This is a genomic window from Flavobacterium sp. (assembly GCF_028689845.1).
Classification (GTDB): domain Bacteria; phylum Bacteroidota; class Bacteroidia; order Flavobacteriales; family Flavobacteriaceae; genus Flavobacterium.
In genome coordinates this window covers 21,561-40,204 of record NZ_JAQVCH010000025.1, presented here as the reverse complement: position 1 = coordinate 40,204, position 18,644 = coordinate 21,561, and the positions used below count along the sequence as shown (strand labels likewise).

Below are 18,644 nucleotides of genomic sequence, written 5' to 3'. Positions count from 1 at the left end.
CCAAAAAACCAGAAGAAGGTTGCTTCTTTAAAAGTTACGCCTTTTTTCTTTTCTAAGCGGGTTAAAATCAATGCTAATAAAGGTGATAAGATTAGAAAAAATAAGACTGAATGACTAAAACCCCGGTGGATTTCAACGGCCGTAATTGGATCTAATAACTTCCCAAAAAGAACATCTAAATCAGGAATTGTTCCTGCAATAGCTCCATATAAGATTGCTTTGTTACCTAATTTTTTGCCAAGAATTTCATTTCCAACGGCAGCTCCTAGAACGATTTGAGTGAGTGAATCCATTAATTATATTCTCATTGCATTTGTCCTTCAAAATAACCCGAAATAATAAAACTTTCGCTGGTAAAAGGTTGAACTGCTTGCACATTTTGAAAATCAATTCGATAAGAAGTATTGCCTAGCTTAGTAACTTGAACGGTATAGCCTGCTAAACTATAGAATACTTCGCCTTTCCTATAAGTTCCTTGAGCAAATAAGGTTTCGCCAATTACGCCAATTCCGAAATCATAAACACCATTTGGTGCGGTTGAAGAATTTAAAGGATAATTAACCTTAAAATAAATCATTTCATAATCTGCGTTTCCTGCCGTTCCTTTTGAAAAAGTAAAACCCAATGCAGCTTCTTCGGGCATCGTGGCTGTTGCATTGGAAACAGTTACTTTTGTTGGAATAAACGCAACGTCATCCACAAAAATAGCGGATTCAAAATTTGCAGCTGAATCATCTGAAGAATCACATGCGGATAAGACTAAAAGGGAGACTAATAATAAAAGAATTTTTTTCATTTTATTTAAAATAATTATTCGGTTAATTTAAAAATCAAAACCTTTCATTTCAAAAAGGTTTTGATTTGTATTAAAATTACATATTTCTACGATACTGCCCACCCACTTCAAACAAACCATTTGTAATTTGACCTAATGAACACACTTTTGTAGCTTCCATCAATCGTTCAAATAAATTCTGATTTTTGATAGCTGCTTCTTGTAAAATAGCGACTTGTTCTGCAACTTTCTGCTCATGTAAGGTATGCAACGTTTCTAAAGTATTGATTTGAAACTGTTTTTCTTCCTCGGTGGCACGAATGACTTCTCTTGGTATGACGGTTGGTGAACCTTTTGAACTTAAGAAGGTATTCACTCCAATAATTGGAAATTCACCCGTATGTTTTAAGGTTTCATAATACAATGATTCTTCTTGAATTTTACTTCTTTGGTACATGGTTTCCATCGCTCCTAAAACACCTCCACGCTCGGTTATACGGTCAAATTCAAGTAAAACTGCTTCTTCTACTAAATCGGTTAATTCTTCAATAATAAAAGAACCTTGAATTGGATTTTCATTTTTGGCTAAACCTAATTCTTTATTGATAATCAATTGAATCGCCATTGCTCTACGTACCGATTCTTCTGTTGGTGTCGTAATCGCTTCGTCATAGGCATTGGTATGCAAGGAGTTACAATTATCATAAATAGCATATAACGCCTGTAAGGTGGTACGAATATCATTAAAATCAATTTCCTGTGCATGCAAGGAACGTCCCGAGGTTTGAATATGATATTTCAACATTTGAGCTCTTTCATTTGCTCCGTATTTATTCTTAAGTGCTTTTGCCCAAATTTTTCTGGCTACACGTCCAATTACGGCATATTCAGGATCAATTCCGTTGGAGAAAAAGAAAGATAAATTTGGTCCGAAGTCGTTGATGTTCATGCCTCGACTCAAATAATATTCCACGTAAGTGAAACCATTAGAAAGTGTAAAGGCCAATTGTGTAATCGGATTGGCTCCTGCTTCAGCAATATGATAGCCTGAAATAGAAACCGAATAAAAGTTACGGACATTTTTCTGAATAAAATATTCTTGCACGTCGCCCATTAATCGGAGGGCAAATTCGGTTGAGAAAATACAAGTATTTTGAGCCTGGTCTTCTTTTAAAATATCCGCTTGCACGGTGCCACGAACTTGTGCCAACGTTTTCATTTTAATCTCATCATAAACTGGCTTTGGCAATACTAAATCTCCTGTCACTCCCAATAACATCAATCCTAAACCATCGTTTCCTTGTGGTAATTCGCCATTATAACGAGGTCGTTTAACTCCTTTTTTCTTAAAGATTTCATTAATTTTTTCGTCAATTTCAACTTGTAGATTATGTTCAACAATGTATTTTTCACAATTTTGGTCGATAGCCGCATTCATAAAAAATCCTAACAACATCGGAGCTGGCCCGTTGATGGTCATACTAACCGAAGTCATGGGATGGCTCAAATCGAAACCAGAATATAATTTTTTAGTATCGTCTAAACAACAAATGGAAACCCCTGCGTTTCCTATTTTTCCATAAATATCTGGACGTAAATCAGGATCATTTCCATATAAAGTAACCGAATCAAAAGCGGTAGACAAACGTTTGGCTGGCATTCCTAAACTTACATAATGAAAACGACGGTTTGTCCGTTCTGGTCCGCCTTCGCCTGCAAACATTCGAGTTGGGTCTTCGCCTTCACGCTTAAATGGATATAATCCCGAAGCAAAAGGAAATTCACCTGGAACATTTTCTTGTAAATTCCATTTTAGAATATCGCCCCAAGCTTGGTATTTCGGCAAGGATACTTTTGGTATTTGTGAATGCGAAAGCGACTCAGTATGGGTTTCAATTTTAATTTCTTTATCGCGAACTTTAAAACTATACACTGGATTTTTATAGGTGTTAATTTTTTCTTGCCAGGTTAAAATAACTTCCCAATTATAGGCATCTAAATCCATTTTTACTTTATCAAATTGTTGTAACAACAATTCTAAAAAGATTTTATTCTCGTCTGTTCTATTTAGAGAATCGGTAATTATACCAACTTTATCCGTTTGTGGCTTTTTGCCATTCACCGATTCAATCGTTTTGAAAATTCCGTATAATTTTTGAGCTACTTCCACTTGCGAAAGCACTATTTCATCATATTTTCTATTATTTTCTGCAATTTCAGATAAATAACGCGTTCGATGTGGCGGAATGACAAAAATTTTCTCACTCATTTCTCGTGTAATTTCAAAAGTCGATTTTAAATCTACCTTTGTTTTTTCCACAATTTTATCCATCACTTTTTTATAAAGCGTATTCATTCCTGGGTCATTAAATTGCGAAGCAATTGTTCCGAAAACAGGTAAAGTATCTAAATTGGCATCCCATAAATTATGGTTGCGTTGGTATTGTTTTTTTACATCACGTAACGCATCGAGAGAACCTCTTTTGTCAAATTTATTAATGGCTACTAAATCGGCAAAATCAAGCATGTCAATTTTTTCCAATTGGGTTGCTGCACCAAATTCGGGCGTCATGACATATAATGCCATGTCTGAATGTTCCATGATTTCGGTATCACTTTGTCCAATTCCAGAAGTTTCTAAAATGATTAAATCAAATTGAGCAGCTTTTAAGACTTGAATCGCTTCTGCCACATATTTAGAAAGAGCCAAATTGGATTGCCGTGTTGCTAACGAACGCATGTATACCCGAGGATTATTGATGGCATTCATACGAATTCGATCACCTAACAAAGCCCCGCCTGTTTTGCGTTTCGAGGGATCAACTGAAATTAATCCAATGGTTTTTTCCGGAAAATCAATTAAAAAGCGACGAACTAATTCATCAACCAACGATGATTTTCCTGCTCCACCGGTACCGGTAATTCCAAGTACAGGAATGGTCGTTTTTTCATTTTTTTGATGAATCGCATCCATTGTTGCTTTGGCCAATTCAGGAAAATTTTCAGCCGCAGAAATAATGCGTGCAATGGCATGTGGATTTTTTTCTTCCAAATGATTGATTTCTCCGTTAAGGGAATCGCCCACTGGAAAATCTGATTTTTGTACCAAATCATTAATCATCCCTTGTAAACCAAGAGCACGACCATCGTCTGGAGAATAAATTCGAGTAATTCCGTATTCATGTAAGGCCGCAATTTCTTCGGGAAGAATAACGCCTCCACCACCGCCAAAAATTTTGATATGTCCTGCTCCTTTTTCTTTAAGCAAATCGTACATATACTTGAAATATTCGTTGTGACCACCTTGATAAGAAGTCAACGCAATCGCATTGGCATCTTCTTGAATAGCGGTATTGACAACTTCTTCCACACTTCGGTCATGACCTAAATGGATGACTTCCACACCCGTGGATTGAATAATGCGACGCATAATATTGATGGCTGCATCGTGACCATCAAAAAGTGAAGCTGCCGTGACAATTCGTACTTTATTTTTAGGGATATAGGGAGTTGCTTGTTCCATTTGATAAAAAAATAAGATTAAAGGGTGCAATTTACGGAATATTAAAAATCTAATTTGAATTTTAAGTTTTAAATTTTGAATGTAAAAACGTTAGCCGATTCAATGAAACTATTTTTAATTTAATTATGATTAGGCATAGTATTTGTTTAATTTGCAAAAAAAACAATCTAAAATGAAAAAAATATTTCTTTTACTTATCGTTTGCACATTTTTAGGTTGTGCCGAAATGCAACAAATTACAGCTCAGATTCCACAAAACGCATCAGCAATTTCTAATTTAGACATTGGTAATGGACTAAAAGAAGCGTTAAATAACGGAATTGAAAAACAAGTTTCAAAACTGACTAAAACGGATGGTTTTTACAAAAATGAGGCGGTTAAAATTTTATTGCCGGCCGAATTACAAACAGTTGATTCCAAATTGAGAGCAATTGGCTTAGGGAGTTTAGCCGACGAAGGATTGAAAGTTTTAAATCGAGCCGCAGAAGATGCCGTGAAGGAAGCTACGCCTATTTTTGTGAATGCCGTAAAACAGATGAGTTTTAACGATGCTAAATCGATTTTAATGGGCAATGAGATGGCAGCAACTTCCTATTTAGAAAAAACTACCAGCACCGCTTTGTATGCAAAGTTTAATCCTGTAATTAAAAGCTCCTTTTCAAAAGTGGGTGCCGATAAAGTTTGGAATAACATCATCTCCAAATATAATGCTATCCCATTTGTGACTAAAATCAATCCCGATTTAATTGATTATACTACCAAAGAAGCTATGAATGGGGTTTTTAAAATGATTGCAGTGGAAGAAAAAGACATTCGAACCAACTTAAAAGCAAGAACTACTTCATCCCTTCAAAAAATATTTGCTTTACAAGACTAAAATTTTAATAATCAATAACATATATATAACAAAGACTTAACATTAAGTGTGCAAATTTCTTCTGATATTTGTCTCAATAAAAAGTTAGGTTAGGTTAGTTAGGTTAGTAAAAAAGTCAGTAAATAGAGTTTGCTGACTTTTTTTTATGCTTTAGATTTAAGAAACGTAATTACCGCTTGATTAAATTGGCTTGGCTGTTCAACATTAACAACATGACCACAGTTTTCTATCACAAATAGTTTTGATGATCGGTAATGTTTTTCTACGACTTGACGAACAGAAGGCAAAAACATATAATCTTCTTCTCCCATGACATATAAGGTAGGAATATTAATTTCTACTTGTCGGAACCATTTTAAAATTGGATTAATTTCTGCCGTTAATTTAAACCATTTAATAAATTCCTTTTGGTATAATTTTTTTGCCTCATTGATAAACAACAGCCTTGATTGTTTATGGTTTTTTTTAGGCATAATCACAAAAGCAAAAAAACGATAAAGTACGAGATAAGGCAAAACATATTTAAATACATTCCCGACTCGCATAAGAATTTGCGAACGAAAATTCATTTTTAAAATCGCTCCTCCCATAATCATCGACTTTACCCGGGTAGGATGAATTTCTGCCAATTGCCGAATGACAATCGTTCCGAGTGAAATACCTACAAAATGAGAGGTTTCAATTTTTAAATGATCTATCACTTCCATCACATCTTGGGCGATAGATTTAAAGGTATATTTTTTTTGAAAACCTTCTTTCAAAGACGGCTTAGATTGCCCATGTCCACGCAAATCCAATAACAATACATTAAAATGTTTTTGAAATTCACGAATTTGTTTAAACCAAATGGAAGAACTTCCTCCTGCTCCATGAACAAAAGTAACCCATTCGGTACTCGATTCGTTTTGATAAATGCTATAAGAAATCAATCGCTGGTTTATTTCTGACAAATGTAACATTATAAATGAAAAAAGCAATCTTAACATTTATTAATGAAATCATAATGAATTGGAGCTTATATTTGCCAAAAATTTTACCCCAATGAAAGGCGTATTTAAACAGAACAAAGAACTGCCGTTTTTAAAAGAAGAATTTAAATTTTTTGTTGAGAAAAAAGACCAAAAAAATCGTTCTAATAAATCGGAATTAATTTCTTCAGAAGAATCAGAATTAGTTTTAGAAGAAACTAACTCACTTTAATGTAGGGTTTTGAAATACTCAAAAGCACTCAAAATTCGACTTCCATACCACGAAAAAAATTCGCCATCTACAAAAATAAGTTGAGCAGAATTTGTGAATTTTTTGATTTCTAATGCATCTTCTTCTTTAAACGGGTACGGCTCAGAGGATAACAATATCAAATTTAACTGAGGTTGTTCAAGCAGTTCTTCCAACTGAATTTCTGGATAACGGCCTTTGTTTTCAAAACAATTTTCAAAGCGATTTAAGGTCAACAATTCGTTGATAAAAGTACCATTTCCAACAACCATATAAGGATTAGCCCAGATAAAATAGGCCGACTTTCGCAGCGGTTTTTCCTTTATGAATTCTTGAAAATCTCCATATGCAACATTGATTTTAGTAATCCATTTTTGGGCTTCTGCCTGTTTTTGGAAGAGCTGACCAAAATCGGCAATCATTTGTAAATTAGCTTCAATGGTGGCAATATCAGTGACTAGAACCGGGCAAATACTACTCAATGCCAAAACGATTTCTAGGGTATTCTCCTCTTTGTTTGCAATGATAATATCAGGTTGAAGTTGCTTAATCTTTTCTATTTTTACTTTTTTTGTTCCGCCAACAATGGTCTTAGAAGCTTTTAAATGTAACGGATGAACACAAAACTTAGTTATTCCAACGATGTCGCCTTCCAATCCTAAATCACATAATAATTCGGTTTGAGACGGCACAAGTGAAATAATTCTTTTGGGCAAATGTTCAAAAACAAGAACAGTTTCTATTCCATTTATATATAAAGTACTCAATACAATTCGTTTTTATTTTGCTAAAATAGCAGCCATTTCTTGTTGCAGTTTCAAAGCTTCTTCCCTAGCCTTTTGAGCAAAATCTTCTTGATTTGAAGCATAAATAATTCCACGAGAAGAATTAATTAAAAGTCCGATTTGCTGATTCATGCCATATTTACAAACCTCTTGGAGATTTCCGCCTTGAGCACCAACACCAGGAACTAACAAAAAACTATTGGGAATAATTTTTCTAATTTCAGCAAAATATTCGGCTTTGGTCGCTCCCACCACATACATCAGGTTTTGTGCGTTTTTCCACTTTTTAGAAGTTTCTAAAACCGTTTCATATAGTTTTTTTCCGTTGGTTTCTAGTGTTTGAAAATCAAAAGCACCTTCATTGGAAGTTAATGCTAATAAAATGGTATGCTTATTTTCTAAAGCCAAAAAAGGTTCTACAGAATCTTTTCCCATATAAGGAGCAACTGTAACGGAATCAAAATTCAAATCTTCTAAAAATGCTTTGGCATACATAGAAGAAGTATTTCCGATATCGCCTCGCTTTGCATCGGCAATGGTAAAAATTTCAGGATAATTTTCGTTGATATAATTAATTGTCTTTTCTAAAGATTGCCAACCTTTAATGCCATAGGCTTCATAAAAAGCGGTATTGGGCTTATAAGAAACACACAAATCATGTGTTGCATCAATAATCGCTTTGTTAAATTCAAAGATGGGATCTTCAGTTAGTAAAAGATGGGATGGAATTTTAGTTAAATCCACATCTAAACCAATGCAGAGAAAGGATTTTTTTAATTGGATGTGTTGGGTCAATTCTAGTGTTGTCAAGGTCGAATAGATTGTAGTTGTCTTGCAAATTTACGAACACTAATTCAATAAAATTAAAATTTTATAATATTCCAGTAAAATTGTGTAAAATGCAAAACTGGTTGCCGTGGTATCTTTGTAATGTAATCAAAATAAAATAGTAGCTCATGGACACCAAATTAGGAATACCGCAAAAAGAAATGAAAACAAGTGTCAAAAATTTGACAGTAGTATTAGCCAGCGAAATGGTTTTATATGTAAAAACGAGAAAATTTCATTGGAATGTAGCTGGAAGTAGTTTTATGGAAATGCACAAACTTTTTGAAGCACAATACAATGAACTAGAACTAGTAATTGACGAAGTAGCCGAGCGAATTGGAAAACTGGGTGAAAAAGCAATTGGAACAATGGAGGAATTTAATAAACATTCCGTTTTAAAAGAGTCTACAAAATACGAAGAAAAAGAGGCCATGATCAAAGAACTCTTATCCGACTATCAAAGTTTGATAAGTAAAATTAGGGAATTCATTAAAGAAGTTGATGAAACAGATGATTTTGGAACTGCCGATTTTTTAACGGGGATTTTACGTAAACACGAGTCACAAGCTTGGATTTTACGCCGATATAATCATTAAATAATTATTAATTAAAATTTTAGAAATTATGAACACAACAAGTTTAAAAGGAAAATGGAACGAAGTTAAAGGTAAACTTAAACAAGAGTATGCCGATTTAACAGATGATGATTTACTTTATGTAGAAGGAAAGGAAGATGAACTTTATGGAAGAATTCAACAAAAAGTTGGAAAATCAAAAGATGAAGTCAAAAAAATGATTGATGATTTATAGGAAGTAGTAATTGTCATCAAAAAGGAGTTTTTTATTTATAAAAAACTCCTTTTTATATATAAAATTTCAAAAAAATGGAGACTAAAAAACATCATATTGCACTAAATTTATTCGTGTTTATCGGCATTGTATTTATTGCTTATATGCTACAAACAATACTAGTACCGTTACTTTTTGCGATACTTTTAAGTGTATTATTATATCCTATTGTTCGTTTTTTAGAGCGAAAATTACGGTTCAATCGAATATTCTCTGCCTTAGTTTCTATTTTTATCTCATTCATTGTTCTACTTGCCGTTTTTACATTTATTGGTTTACAGTTAGAAGAAATAATTTCGAAAAGTGGCGAATATGTAGAAAGTATTGAAAGCAAAATGAAGCCTCTGATTTTAGATGCCGAAAAAACAACCGGTTTAAATACGGATGAAATTGTTGAACCAGAAAGCTTAAAAATGGAAAAAGTGGTTAAAGATAATTTTTCTAACATCACCGATTTTATTTTTGCCTCAGGAAGTATTTTAAGCAATTTGGTGATTGTACCTTTATACATGTTCTTTTTTCTTTTATACAGAAAATTTTTCATCAGTTTCATTTATACGCTTTGCGAAAAACGATGCTGTAAAGAAGACACAAAGCAAATTCTCCATAAATTGTATGATGTGCAACAAAACTATTTTATGGGTTTAATTACAGTCATGGTTTTAGTGGGGATTTTAAATTCTATCGGATTATTGGCATTAGGTATTGATTATCCGTTTTTCTTTGGTTTTCTATGTGCATTTTTATTATTAATACCTTATATCGGAATTATTATTGGCTCAATACTTCCCGCTTTAGTTGCGTTGGCCACTAAAGATTCGTATTGGTATGCCGTAGGTGTCATTGGTATTTTCAGCTTTATTCAATTCATTGAGGGAAACTTAATTACGCCCAAAATAACAGGTTCTAAAGTGAGTATTAATGCCTTTGTATCAATACTTTCCATTGTGGTTTTTGCTATGCTTTGGGGAACAGCGGGAATGATTTTAGCTTTGCCCATTACGGCGAGTTTGAAGGTTTTATTTGATCATTCACCACAATTTCATGCTTATGGTTTTTTATTAGGTGAACCAACAGAAGAATTTTTAAAAAGTAAAGCCAGAAGGCGGTTAAAAATTTGGAAACAAATTCGAAAAGAAAAAAAGAAAGTGAACAGTTAAACGAATCTTAATTTTGGTCCAAGAGTAAAAGTAACTTAAAAAAAAGGATATGAATTTAAAATCAAACGAACCTTTTTGGTTGACAAAAAATGGCTTAAAGCAAGCATATCCTTCTGTATCAGAAGATATTTCAACAGATATAATTATTGTTGGTGCAGGAATTACCGGAAGTTTAATTGCACATCAATCCATAAAAGACGGATATCAAACAATGGTCATTGATCGAAGAGATGTGGCCAATGGAAGTACCTCTGCAACAACTTCCATGTTGCAATATGAAATTGATGTTCCACTTTTTAAATTAAAAAAACAAATTGGGGATGAAGCAGCTGTCGAAAGTTACCGAGCTTGTTTAAAAGCAATTAAAAAATTAAAAAAGATTATTAAAGAGAGTAACGCTTCCTGCGGATTTGAATATAAAAAATCACTTTATTTTTCGGCCTATAAAAAAGATGTCGCTTGGCTAAAAGAGGAATTTGAAACCCGAAAAAAAGAAGGTTTTAAAGTGAGATGGCTAGAAGCATCACAAATTGAAAAAAAATTTGAGATTAAAAATAGCTATGGCGGTATTTTATCCAAACATGGCGGCAGCATGGAAGCCTTTAGTCTTTGTCATGATTTACTCCATTATAATGTAGAGAAAGGCTTAAAAGTTTTTGATAAAACCACTATTTTAGACACAAAATATGAAGAAGATGGCGTCAAAATCTTAACAGGACAAAATCATACCATAACTGCCAAAAAAATAATCTATTGTAATGGTTATGAAAGCGATGAAATTATCCAAGAAAAATTTGTCGATTTACTCTCAACTTATGCACTAGTCAGTGAACAAAATGAAAAATTACCAAAAAAATTAAATAAAACTTTGGTTTGGAATACCGCTCAACCTTATCTTTATCTGCGAACCACAGATGATAATCGATTATTAGTTGGTGGGGAAGATGTGGAATTTATAAATGGAAAAAAAAGAGATGAATTGATTCCCTATAAAACAGATAAATTAGAAGCAAAATTAAAAAATTTATTTCCAGATTTTGACTTCAAAACCGATTATGCATGGGCTGGTACTTTTGGTGAGACCAAAGATGGTTTGCCTTACATTGGTTCACATTCCGAATTTAAAAATGCCTTATTTGTATTAGGATTTGGCGGAAATGGAATTGTTTTTTCTGTATTAGGCATGAAAATTATTTCGGATTTATTAAAAAATAAAAACAATAAATTAGCCCATTATTTTAGATTTGGTCGATAATTTTGAGAAGTGCACCTACTATGCAAAAAACAAGTTTTAAAAAAATTTCTTTAAAAACATTAAAAATTTTATCGTGGATAATCCTTTCCTTGATTGCGGTATTTTTATTGCTTGTTATCGCCTTACAAATTCCTACGGTTCAAAATTTTGCCAAAGATAAAGCAGTTACTTTTTTAGAAAATAAAATCAAAACAAAAGTTGCAATCGGAAAAATTGAAATTGGTTTGCCTAAAAAAATCATTCTGGAGGAGGTGTTTTTTGAAGACCAACAGCATGACACCTTATTGTATGGAAAAAAAATAAAAGTAGACATTAGTCTTTTTAAATTGCTTGATAATCAACTAGAAATCAATTTAATTGAGCTAGAAGGAATTCACAGTAAAATAACTAAAAGCAACCAAGGAACGTTTAATTTTGATTATATCGTAGAAGCGTTTGCTTCTAAAGAACCTCAAAAAGAGGAGCAGCAAGCCATGCAAATTTCGTTGTCAAAAATTGTCTTAAATGACATTTTTTTTGTTTTTGACGATGCCATTTCTAAAAATGATTTTTCATTAAAATTGAAACATTTTAACACCAAAATCAAAACCTTCGATTTAGACCAAATGCATTTTGACGTGCCCAACATCCAGCTCGATGGCTTACAACTTCAACTTAATCAAGGGCTTGCTGAAGCATCTACTAAATCCGCAAAAAAAGTTAAGGAAGAAGTAGAAAACAATCCGATTCAAATTTCAAATGAAAATTTAAATTTGACTAATGTGGCTATACTGTATAAGGAAGAAAGCACCCAATTAGCTACAAAAATTCAATTTAAGGAACTACAAATTGCTTTTGAAAATATTGATTTGTTAAAGCAAAAAATTAAAATTAAAAAGCTTTTTCTCTCGGAAACAGCGGGCGAAATTGTTTTAGGCAAAGTTGAAAAACAAGTTATTAAAGACCAAACTACCGAAACCAAAGCATCACTTCCATGGGAAATAAGCCTTGCTAATATTGAATTGAATAAAATTGATTTTAGTTTTGACGATGACAAGGCAACAAAAACATCGCAAGGCATTGATTATGCTCATTTGGATTTATCCGATTTGAATATTAAGGCAACTAATTTAAAATACTCCGGAAGTGATATAGCTGGAAATATTAATTCTTTTTCCGTTACTGAAAAAAGTGGCTTAACGATAGAACAACTCAGAACCAATTTCTATTATTCGGAGCACAAAGGTTCTTTTTTGAAAAATTTATATCTTAAAACCCCAAATTCCGAAATCAAAGACCACGTGGTTTTAAAATATAAAAACAGTGCTACGATAGCTGATAATTTAGCACAATTAGAAGTTAATGCTCAATTTATAAAAAGTAAAATCGCTGTTCGTGATTTGCTTTTAGTCGCACCACAATTGGCTAATTCGCCACCTTTTAATACAAATAAGAATGCGATTATTTTCTTAGATGGAAAAATAAATGGACAACTCGATCAATTAACAATTCCTACGTTTGAACTAAGTGGCATTGGCAATACTTATCTCTTGATGGCTGGAAAAATTAACGGTTTACCCGATGTAGAAAACGCCTATTTTGATTTAAACATCAAATCGATACAAACAACGGCGGCCGATATCGCAACTTTTATTCCTGCTAATGTAATTCCAAACACAATTGAGTTACCCAAAACCATGGAACTTGAAGGAACCTTTAAAGGAAAAATTTCTGCTTTTGAAGTAAATTTAGTAGCAATTACTTCTTCTGGAAACGCCAAAATAGTGGGAGAATTTGATCAAACTCAAAAAAATAAGGAAACCTATTCAGCTACCGCTTGGTTAGACGAGTTTGATTTAGGTGCTTTTTTGAAAAACGAGAAATTGGGAAAATTATCCGTGCAAGCAAATGTTGAAGGTACTGGTTTAGATCCAAAAACAGCAAATGCACGTATTGAATCCGATATAACTAAAGCAGAATTTAATCAGTATGCTTATCAAAATATGAAAGCCGAGGGAACAATAGCCAACGGCAACTATCAAGCTAACATCGACTCAAAAGATGAAAATTTACAGTTTAATTTAGTGGCCAATGGTGGTTGGACGGGTGAAAATCCTTCCTTAAAATTAAATTTAAAATTAGATATAGCCGATTTGCAAAAATTAAATTTACATGCGGGTTATTTAAAATTAAAAGGAAATGTAGACGCCGATTTCGAGTCGTTGAACCTAGACAACCTTAACGGGAAAGCTACTATTAGTAATACTTTAATTGCCTTAGAAACAGAACAATTTCCGTTGGATAGTATTCAATTCAACGCAACTGCCGATGCTGTTCATAAAAGTATGACGTTAAAATCGCAATTTGCTAATGCAAGCTTAGAAGGCCAATATAAGCTTTCAACTTTAGCGGTAGCAGTGCAAAATTCAATTGCAAATTATTATGCGTTAGATGCTCAAAAACCAAGGAAGACCGATGCCCAACAAGTACGTTTTTCATTACTGGTAAAAGACGACCCGTTATTTCAAAAATTAATTCCAGAGCTTAAAAACTTATCAGCCATTACCGTTAATGGCAATTATAATTCTGTCAATGATACAATTCAAATAGAAGCAACTATTCCAAAATTAAATTACAACGACATAGTTGTTTCAAATGGGATTTTTAAGATGGACACCAAAGAAAGTGCATTGACTTATGACTTAGTCATTGATGATATTAAAAATAGCTCTTTTCATTTGCCTTTTACTTCTATTAATGGAAAAATCGAGGATAACCGTATTGATTATGAGGTGCAATTGAAAGATGAAAAAAAGGTAGAACGCTATCTTTTTGCAGGAACATTAACAACTGCTGAAGGAAATTCAGAAGTGATTCTAAAAAATGACAACCTAAAATTGAATTACGAAAAATGGAACATCGCTGACAATAACGCTGTGAGAATTGAAAAAAACGGAATTATCATTCGCGACTTTATCATAACAAACGGAAATAATAAATTAGCGATTCAATCGGAAAACAATAATCCGAACTCGCCAATTGCCATTACTTTTGACGATTTTGAACTAAATTCATTAAGCAGTATCGTGGAAAGCGATTATAATGTGGATGGTAAAATTAACGGAACGACAAAGATTTCAAACCTACAAACGTCGCCTGTTTTCATTGCCGATTTAGACATTGAAAATTTTTCAATCAAAAAAGATACTGTTGGTCACATAAAAATCCATGTGGATAATCAAGTGGCAAATGTTTACGATGCCAAAATAAATATTTCAGGCTTTGATAATGCCGTTTTAATAGAAGGAAAATACTTGGCTTCTACTGAAACCTTTGATATGCTGCTACGTATTGATCAATTTCAAATGAAAAGCATTCAAGCTTTCACAATGGGTAATCTTGCCAATAGTTCAGGATTTTTAAATGGCGAAATAAACTTTAACGGAAAAGCAAATCAACCGCATTTGGATGGTTTCATTAAATTTAATGAAGTTGGTTTTGAAGTAAAAACGTTAAGTGCCAAGTTTAAATTGTTGAATGATAAAATTGATTTTGCAAACCAAAAAATTCTTTTTACCGATTTTAAATTACAGGATGAAAACAACAATAATTTGACTTTGGCTGGTGATATCGATATCCAAGAAATTTCAAATATGGGTTTAAATCTTTCATTAGTGGCCAATAATTTTAATCCGATAAATTCCACCGAGTTAGAAAATGATTTGTTTTATGGTGAATTATTTCTAGACAACGACCTTTCCATAAAAGGAACAATCAATAAACCAATCATTAATGGCAATATAAAAATCAACAAAGACACGCGTTTTTCTGTTGTTTTACCTCAAACAGAACCTTCTATTATCGACCGTGAAGGGATTGTTGAATTCATCGATCAAGATCAACCCATCTTATATGATACTTCCGCAAAAGCCGAAGATTTAAATCAAAGTAAAATCACCGGAATCGAAGCTTTAGTGAATATTGAAGTGGACAAAGATGCTGAAATATCAATTGTTATTGATAAAGCCAATGGTGATTTTTTAAAATTAAAAGGCGAAGCAGAATTAACTGGTGGAATTGATGCCTCAGGAAAAACATCGTTAACTGGAAAATATGAATTTACGGGTGGTGCTTATGAAATGAGTTTCAATTTAATTAAACGAAAGTTTGACATCAAACCAGGTAGTTATATTCTTTGGAAAGGCGAACCTCTTTTAGCCGATGTGAGTATTACCGCCATTTATAAAACAGATGCCGCCCCTATTGATTTAGTAGCAGACCAATTAGGAAATGTTTCTCCAGAAACACGAAATACATTTAAAGAAAAAATTCCTTTTGAAACAGAACTTAAAATGAATGGTGAGTTATTAAAACCTGAAATTAGTTTTGATATCGTGATGCCAAAAATAAATAATTCCGTTTCGACTGAGGTAATTAATACGACCAAAGCAAAATTAGATCAAATTAGACAACAAGAAGATTTAATGAATAAGCAGGTTTTTGCGTTGTTGATTCTAAACCGATTCTTGGGCGAAAATCCGTTTGAAAGTGAAGCTGGAGGAACCAGTGCTTCTACGCTTGCTAGACAAAGTGCAAGTAAATTATTATCTGAACAACTCAACAATTTAGCTTCAGATTTAATTAGTGGCGTTGAAATTGATTTTGATTTACAATCGACCGAAGATTATTCTTCTGGAACCAAAGAAAATAAAACCGATTTGAGCGTGGGTGTTTCAAAAAAGCTTTTCGATGATCGTTTAAAAATTACCATCGGAAGTAACATTGGGATTGAAGGTACGCCGAGAGAAAATGAACAAGCAAACAATATTGCCGGCGATATTGAGGCAGATTACATGATTACAAAAGATGGTCGTTATAAAGTAAGAGCTTATCAAAAAAACGATTATCAAGTAGCTTTACAAGGTGAAGTTGTTGAAACTGGCGTTGCCTTTATTATTACAATGGATTACAATAAATTTAAAGAGCTTTTTCAAAGCGAGAAAAAAAGAAGAAAAGAAAAAAAGAAGTCGAATGAAACCTTATAAAATTCTTTGGTTAAGTGTTTTGGTCATGGCCATCGTTTCGTGTTCGGGATTGAATTCAGTTCCAGAAGGGGATTTGTTATACACAGGTGCCAAAATAAAAATTAAAGACAAACAGATTTCTAAAAAAGAAAAAAAAACCATCATTTCAGAAGCAGAATCACTTTTAATTCCTAAACCAAACCAAAGTATTTTAGGACTTCGCCCGAGTTTGTTTTTTTATCAATTGGCTGGTGAAGTCAAAAAAGACAAAGGTTTTAAGCATTGGTTAAAATATAAACTCGGAAAAGAACCTGTACTTTTTAGTAAAGTTGATTTGGATTATAATACCGATTTGATTCAGAATTTTGTAGAAAATAACGGCTATTTTAATGCGACTACGGAGGCAGATTCGAGTCGAAATGGCAGAAAAGCTTCGGTTAACTATCGAGTGAAATTAAAATCACAATACCTTATTGAGTCCATTACCTTGCCACAAGACACTACTGTTTTGACCCAAGAAATTAAAAAAACAATGGACAAAACAATTTTAGAAATCGGTAAACCGTACCGACTCGAAAATATTAAACTAGAACGAAAACGAATTGACCAACGGCTAAAAGAGGAAGGCTTTTTTTATTTTGACGAAAACTACATCCTCTTTCAAATTGATTCTACGGTAACTCGAAATAAAGTAGCTTTAATCCTAAAAATAAAAAATGAAACTCCAGCTGATGCAAAAAAACAATTTCGAATTAATGAAATAAATGTTTATCCGAATTTTAAAATTAACGATACGCTACAAAGTAATCCTGAAGGATTAGTATATAAAGATTTTAAAATTTATGATTCAGAAAATTTATTTAAACCAACTATTTTTGATCGGACTTTATATTTTAAAAAAGGAGATTTATACAACCGAACCAATCATAATCTCTCATTAAATCGATTGATTACATTAGGCACATTCAAGTTTGTTAAAAATCAATTTACACCCGCAGTAGGAATGGACGGCTATTTAAACGCCAATTATTACCTAACACCGCTCACCAAAAAATCCATCCGAACGGAAGCGTTGGTTAAAACCAATTCGGCAAATTTTTATGGCTCCGAATTGAAAGTCAATTGGAGCAATAGAAATACTTTTAAAGCTGCAGAATTATTAACTATTAGTGCTTTTGGAGGAATTGAAGCTCAATATTCAGGTCAGAATAACGGATTTAACGTCTATTTGTATGGAGCAGAAACAAGCTTGATTTGGCCACGATTTATATCGCCTTTCAAAATGCGTTCTTCTAGCGGATTTGTACCCAGAACTAAAGTTAATGTTTATTATGAAAACCAAATCCGAGAAAAACTATATACGTTATATACCTATAAAAGTTCTTTTGGTTATCTCTGGAAAGAAAATGAGCGAAAAGAACATGAATTAAAAGTTCTAGAAGTTACCTATGCCAACTCAACCAAAGTTTCCGATTTATATCTTAGTCAAATTCAGGAAAATCCGAGTCTAGCAAATGTAATACAGAAGCAATTAATTTTTGGACCAACTTATTCGTACACGTACACGAATACGATGATAAAAGATAAGAAACACACCATTTATTTTAAAGGAGGTGTCGATTTTTCTGGAAATATTACTGGTTTACTCATGGGTACGAGTTCAAGTGATGAACCGAAAACCATATTAAATGTACCATTTAGTGAATTCGTTAAAGCAGAAACTGATTTTCGATATTACTTAAATTTGGGTGGCGAATTACAATTGGCTAACAGAGCCATTTTGGGTTATGGGTATGCTTATGGCAATTCAACGGAATTACCTTATATCAAACAATTTTTTGTAGGAGGAACAAATAGTGTTCGAGCATTTCGGGCTCGTTCGATAGGACCTGGTAGTTTTGATGGAAACACTTTAAATGATGGATTTCTGCCAGACCAATCTGGTGATTTGAAAATAGAATTCAACTCGGAATTACGCGGTAAATTATATAAGTTTATTAAAGGAGCTGTATTTGTAGATGTAGGTAATATTTGGTTACTCAATGAAGATCCTTTAAAACCCGGTTCAAAATTTACTAGCAACTTTATTGAACAAATGGCCGTGGGAACTGGCGTTGGTCTTCGTTTTGATTTTTCATTCTTAATTTTGCGAACCGATTTTGCTTTTCCTTTAAAATATACTACGGGTCGCTTTTTGGAAGGAGTTGATGTTTTTAATGCTGGATGGCTAAATGATAATTTTGTATTTAATTTGGCTTTTGGATATCCGTTTTAGTTCTATATTACTTAAGGTTTTGAAATGTTTTTGTTAAATCATATAACTTTTTTTTTGCTTCCCAGTCGTAATTTAGCTTAAAGAAAAAATGTATAA

14 protein-coding genes are annotated in these 18,644 nt (G+C 33.0%); 8 read left to right on the top strand and 6 right to left on the bottom strand.

Annotation, left to right across the window (positions count from 1 at the left end; translation table 11 throughout):
- The 3 genes from PHR76_RS10090 to PHR76_RS10080 form a co-directional block, all read right to left on the bottom strand.
- On the bottom strand, positions 1-293 hold a 293-nt coding region (locus PHR76_RS10090), incomplete at its 3' end, for a metal-dependent hydrolase (protein WP_300061881.1).
- 11 nt (positions 294-304) lie between these two features.
- Positions 305-796 (bottom strand): lipoprotein, encoded by a 492-nt coding sequence (locus tag PHR76_RS10085; protein ID WP_300061878.1) that lies wholly within the window; start codon positions 794-796, stop codon positions 305-307.
- Positions 797-872: 76 nt separating this feature from the next.
- Positions 873-4,298: a methylmalonyl-CoA mutase family protein gene (locus PHR76_RS10080; RefSeq protein WP_300061875.1), complete on the bottom strand. Its 3,426-nt coding sequence runs from the start codon at positions 4,296-4,298 to the stop codon at positions 873-875.
- Between the two features lie 172 nt (positions 4,299-4,470).
- On the opposite strand from PHR76_RS10080, the gene PHR76_RS10075 reads away from it, so the two are divergent.
- Complete coding sequence (locus PHR76_RS10075) at positions 4,471-5,175, top strand: DUF4197 domain-containing protein (protein ID WP_300061872.1); 705 nt, start codon at positions 4,471-4,473, stop codon at positions 5,173-5,175.
- 143 nt (positions 5,176-5,318) lie between these two features.
- Here PHR76_RS10075 and PHR76_RS10070 read toward each other — a convergent pair whose 3' ends face one another.
- A complete protein-coding gene (locus PHR76_RS10070) occupies positions 5,319-6,104 on the bottom strand; it encodes an alpha/beta hydrolase (RefSeq protein ID WP_300061884.1) in 786 nt (261 codons plus the stop codon).
- A gap of 112 nt (positions 6,105-6,216) precedes the next feature.
- On the opposite strand from PHR76_RS10070, the gene PHR76_RS10065 reads away from it, so the two are divergent.
- A complete protein-coding gene (locus PHR76_RS10065) occupies positions 6,217-6,375 on the top strand; it encodes a hypothetical protein (RefSeq protein WP_300061869.1) in 159 nt (52 codons plus the stop codon).
- Here the strand turns inward: PHR76_RS10065 and PHR76_RS10060 are convergent.
- Entirely contained in the window at positions 6,372-7,160 is a 789-nt protein-coding gene (locus PHR76_RS10060; protein ID WP_300061866.1) for a helical backbone metal receptor, read from the bottom strand. The genes PHR76_RS10065 and PHR76_RS10060 overlap by 4 nt on opposite strands.
- Positions 7,161-7,172: 12 nt before the next feature.
- Entirely contained in the window at positions 7,173-7,988 is an 816-nt protein-coding gene (gene pyrF / locus PHR76_RS10055; protein ID WP_300061864.1) for an orotidine-5'-phosphate decarboxylase, read from the bottom strand.
- A 146-nt stretch (positions 7,989-8,134) separates the two neighbouring features.
- Between pyrF and PHR76_RS10050 the strand changes: the two genes are divergently transcribed.
- The 6 genes from PHR76_RS10050 (at position 8,135) to PHR76_RS10025 (ending at position 18,548) form a co-directional block, all read left to right on the top strand.
- Positions 8,135-8,602 carry a DNA starvation/stationary phase protection protein gene (locus tag PHR76_RS10050; RefSeq protein WP_300061861.1) on the top strand — a complete coding sequence of 156 codons (468 nt, stop codon included), beginning with the start codon at positions 8,135-8,137 and terminating at the stop codon, positions 8,600-8,602.
- Between the two features lie 28 nt (positions 8,603-8,630).
- The gene (locus PHR76_RS10045; RefSeq protein WP_300061858.1) at positions 8,631-8,816 is read left to right on the top strand and encodes a CsbD family protein; all 186 of its coding nucleotides are present in this window, start codon (positions 8,631-8,633) and stop codon (positions 8,814-8,816) included.
- Between the two features lie 74 nt (positions 8,817-8,890).
- Positions 8,891-10,015 carry an AI-2E family transporter gene (locus tag PHR76_RS10040; RefSeq protein WP_300061855.1) on the top strand — a complete coding sequence of 375 codons (1,125 nt, stop codon included), beginning with the start codon at positions 8,891-8,893 and terminating at the stop codon, positions 10,013-10,015.
- Between the two features lie 49 nt (positions 10,016-10,064).
- On the top strand, positions 10,065-11,270 hold the full coding sequence (locus tag PHR76_RS10035) for an FAD-dependent oxidoreductase (protein WP_300061852.1): 1,206 nt from the start codon (positions 10,065-10,067) through the stop codon (positions 11,268-11,270).
- 20 nt (positions 11,271-11,290) lie between these two features.
- Positions 11,291-16,294 carry a translocation/assembly module TamB domain-containing protein gene (locus tag PHR76_RS10030; protein ID WP_300061849.1) on the top strand — a complete coding sequence of 1,668 codons (5,004 nt, stop codon included), beginning with the start codon at positions 11,291-11,293 and terminating at the stop codon, positions 16,292-16,294.
- On the top strand, positions 16,281-18,548 hold the full coding sequence (locus tag PHR76_RS10025) for a BamA/TamA family outer membrane protein (protein ID WP_300061846.1): 2,268 nt from the start codon (positions 16,281-16,283) through the stop codon (positions 18,546-18,548). Before PHR76_RS10030 ends, PHR76_RS10025 begins: the two co-directional genes overlap by 14 nt.
- Positions 18,549-18,644: the final 96 nt, after the last annotated feature.

Excerpts from the sequence above, each read along its gene's own strand:
- PHR76_RS10085 (WP_300061878.1), bottom strand. The coding sequence starts at position 796 with ATGAAAAAAATTCTTTTATTATTAGTCTCCCTTTTAGTCTTATCCGCA.
- PHR76_RS10080 (WP_300061875.1), bottom strand. The coding sequence starts at position 4,298 with ATGGAACAAGCAACTCCCTATATCCCTAAAAATAAAGTACGAATTGTC.
- PHR76_RS10075 (WP_300061872.1), top strand. The coding sequence starts at position 4,471 with ATGAAAAAAATATTTCTTTTACTTATCGTTTGCACATTTTTAGGTTGT.
- PHR76_RS10065 (WP_300061869.1), top strand. The coding sequence starts at position 6,217 with ATGAAAGGCGTATTTAAACAGAACAAAGAACTGCCGTTTTTAAAAGAA.
- PHR76_RS10050 (WP_300061861.1), top strand. The coding sequence starts at position 8,135 with ATGGACACCAAATTAGGAATACCGCAAAAAGAAATGAAAACAAGTGTC.
- PHR76_RS10045 (WP_300061858.1), top strand. The coding sequence starts at position 8,631 with ATGAACACAACAAGTTTAAAAGGAAAATGGAACGAAGTTAAAGGTAAA.
- PHR76_RS10040 (WP_300061855.1), top strand. The coding sequence starts at position 8,891 with ATGGAGACTAAAAAACATCATATTGCACTAAATTTATTCGTGTTTATC.
- PHR76_RS10035 (WP_300061852.1), top strand. The coding sequence starts at position 10,065 with ATGAATTTAAAATCAAACGAACCTTTTTGGTTGACAAAAAATGGCTTA.
- PHR76_RS10030 (WP_300061849.1), top strand. The coding sequence starts at position 11,291 with ATGCAAAAAACAAGTTTTAAAAAAATTTCTTTAAAAACATTAAAAATT.
- PHR76_RS10025 (WP_300061846.1), top strand. The coding sequence starts at position 16,281 with ATGAAACCTTATAAAATTCTTTGGTTAAGTGTTTTGGTCATGGCCATC.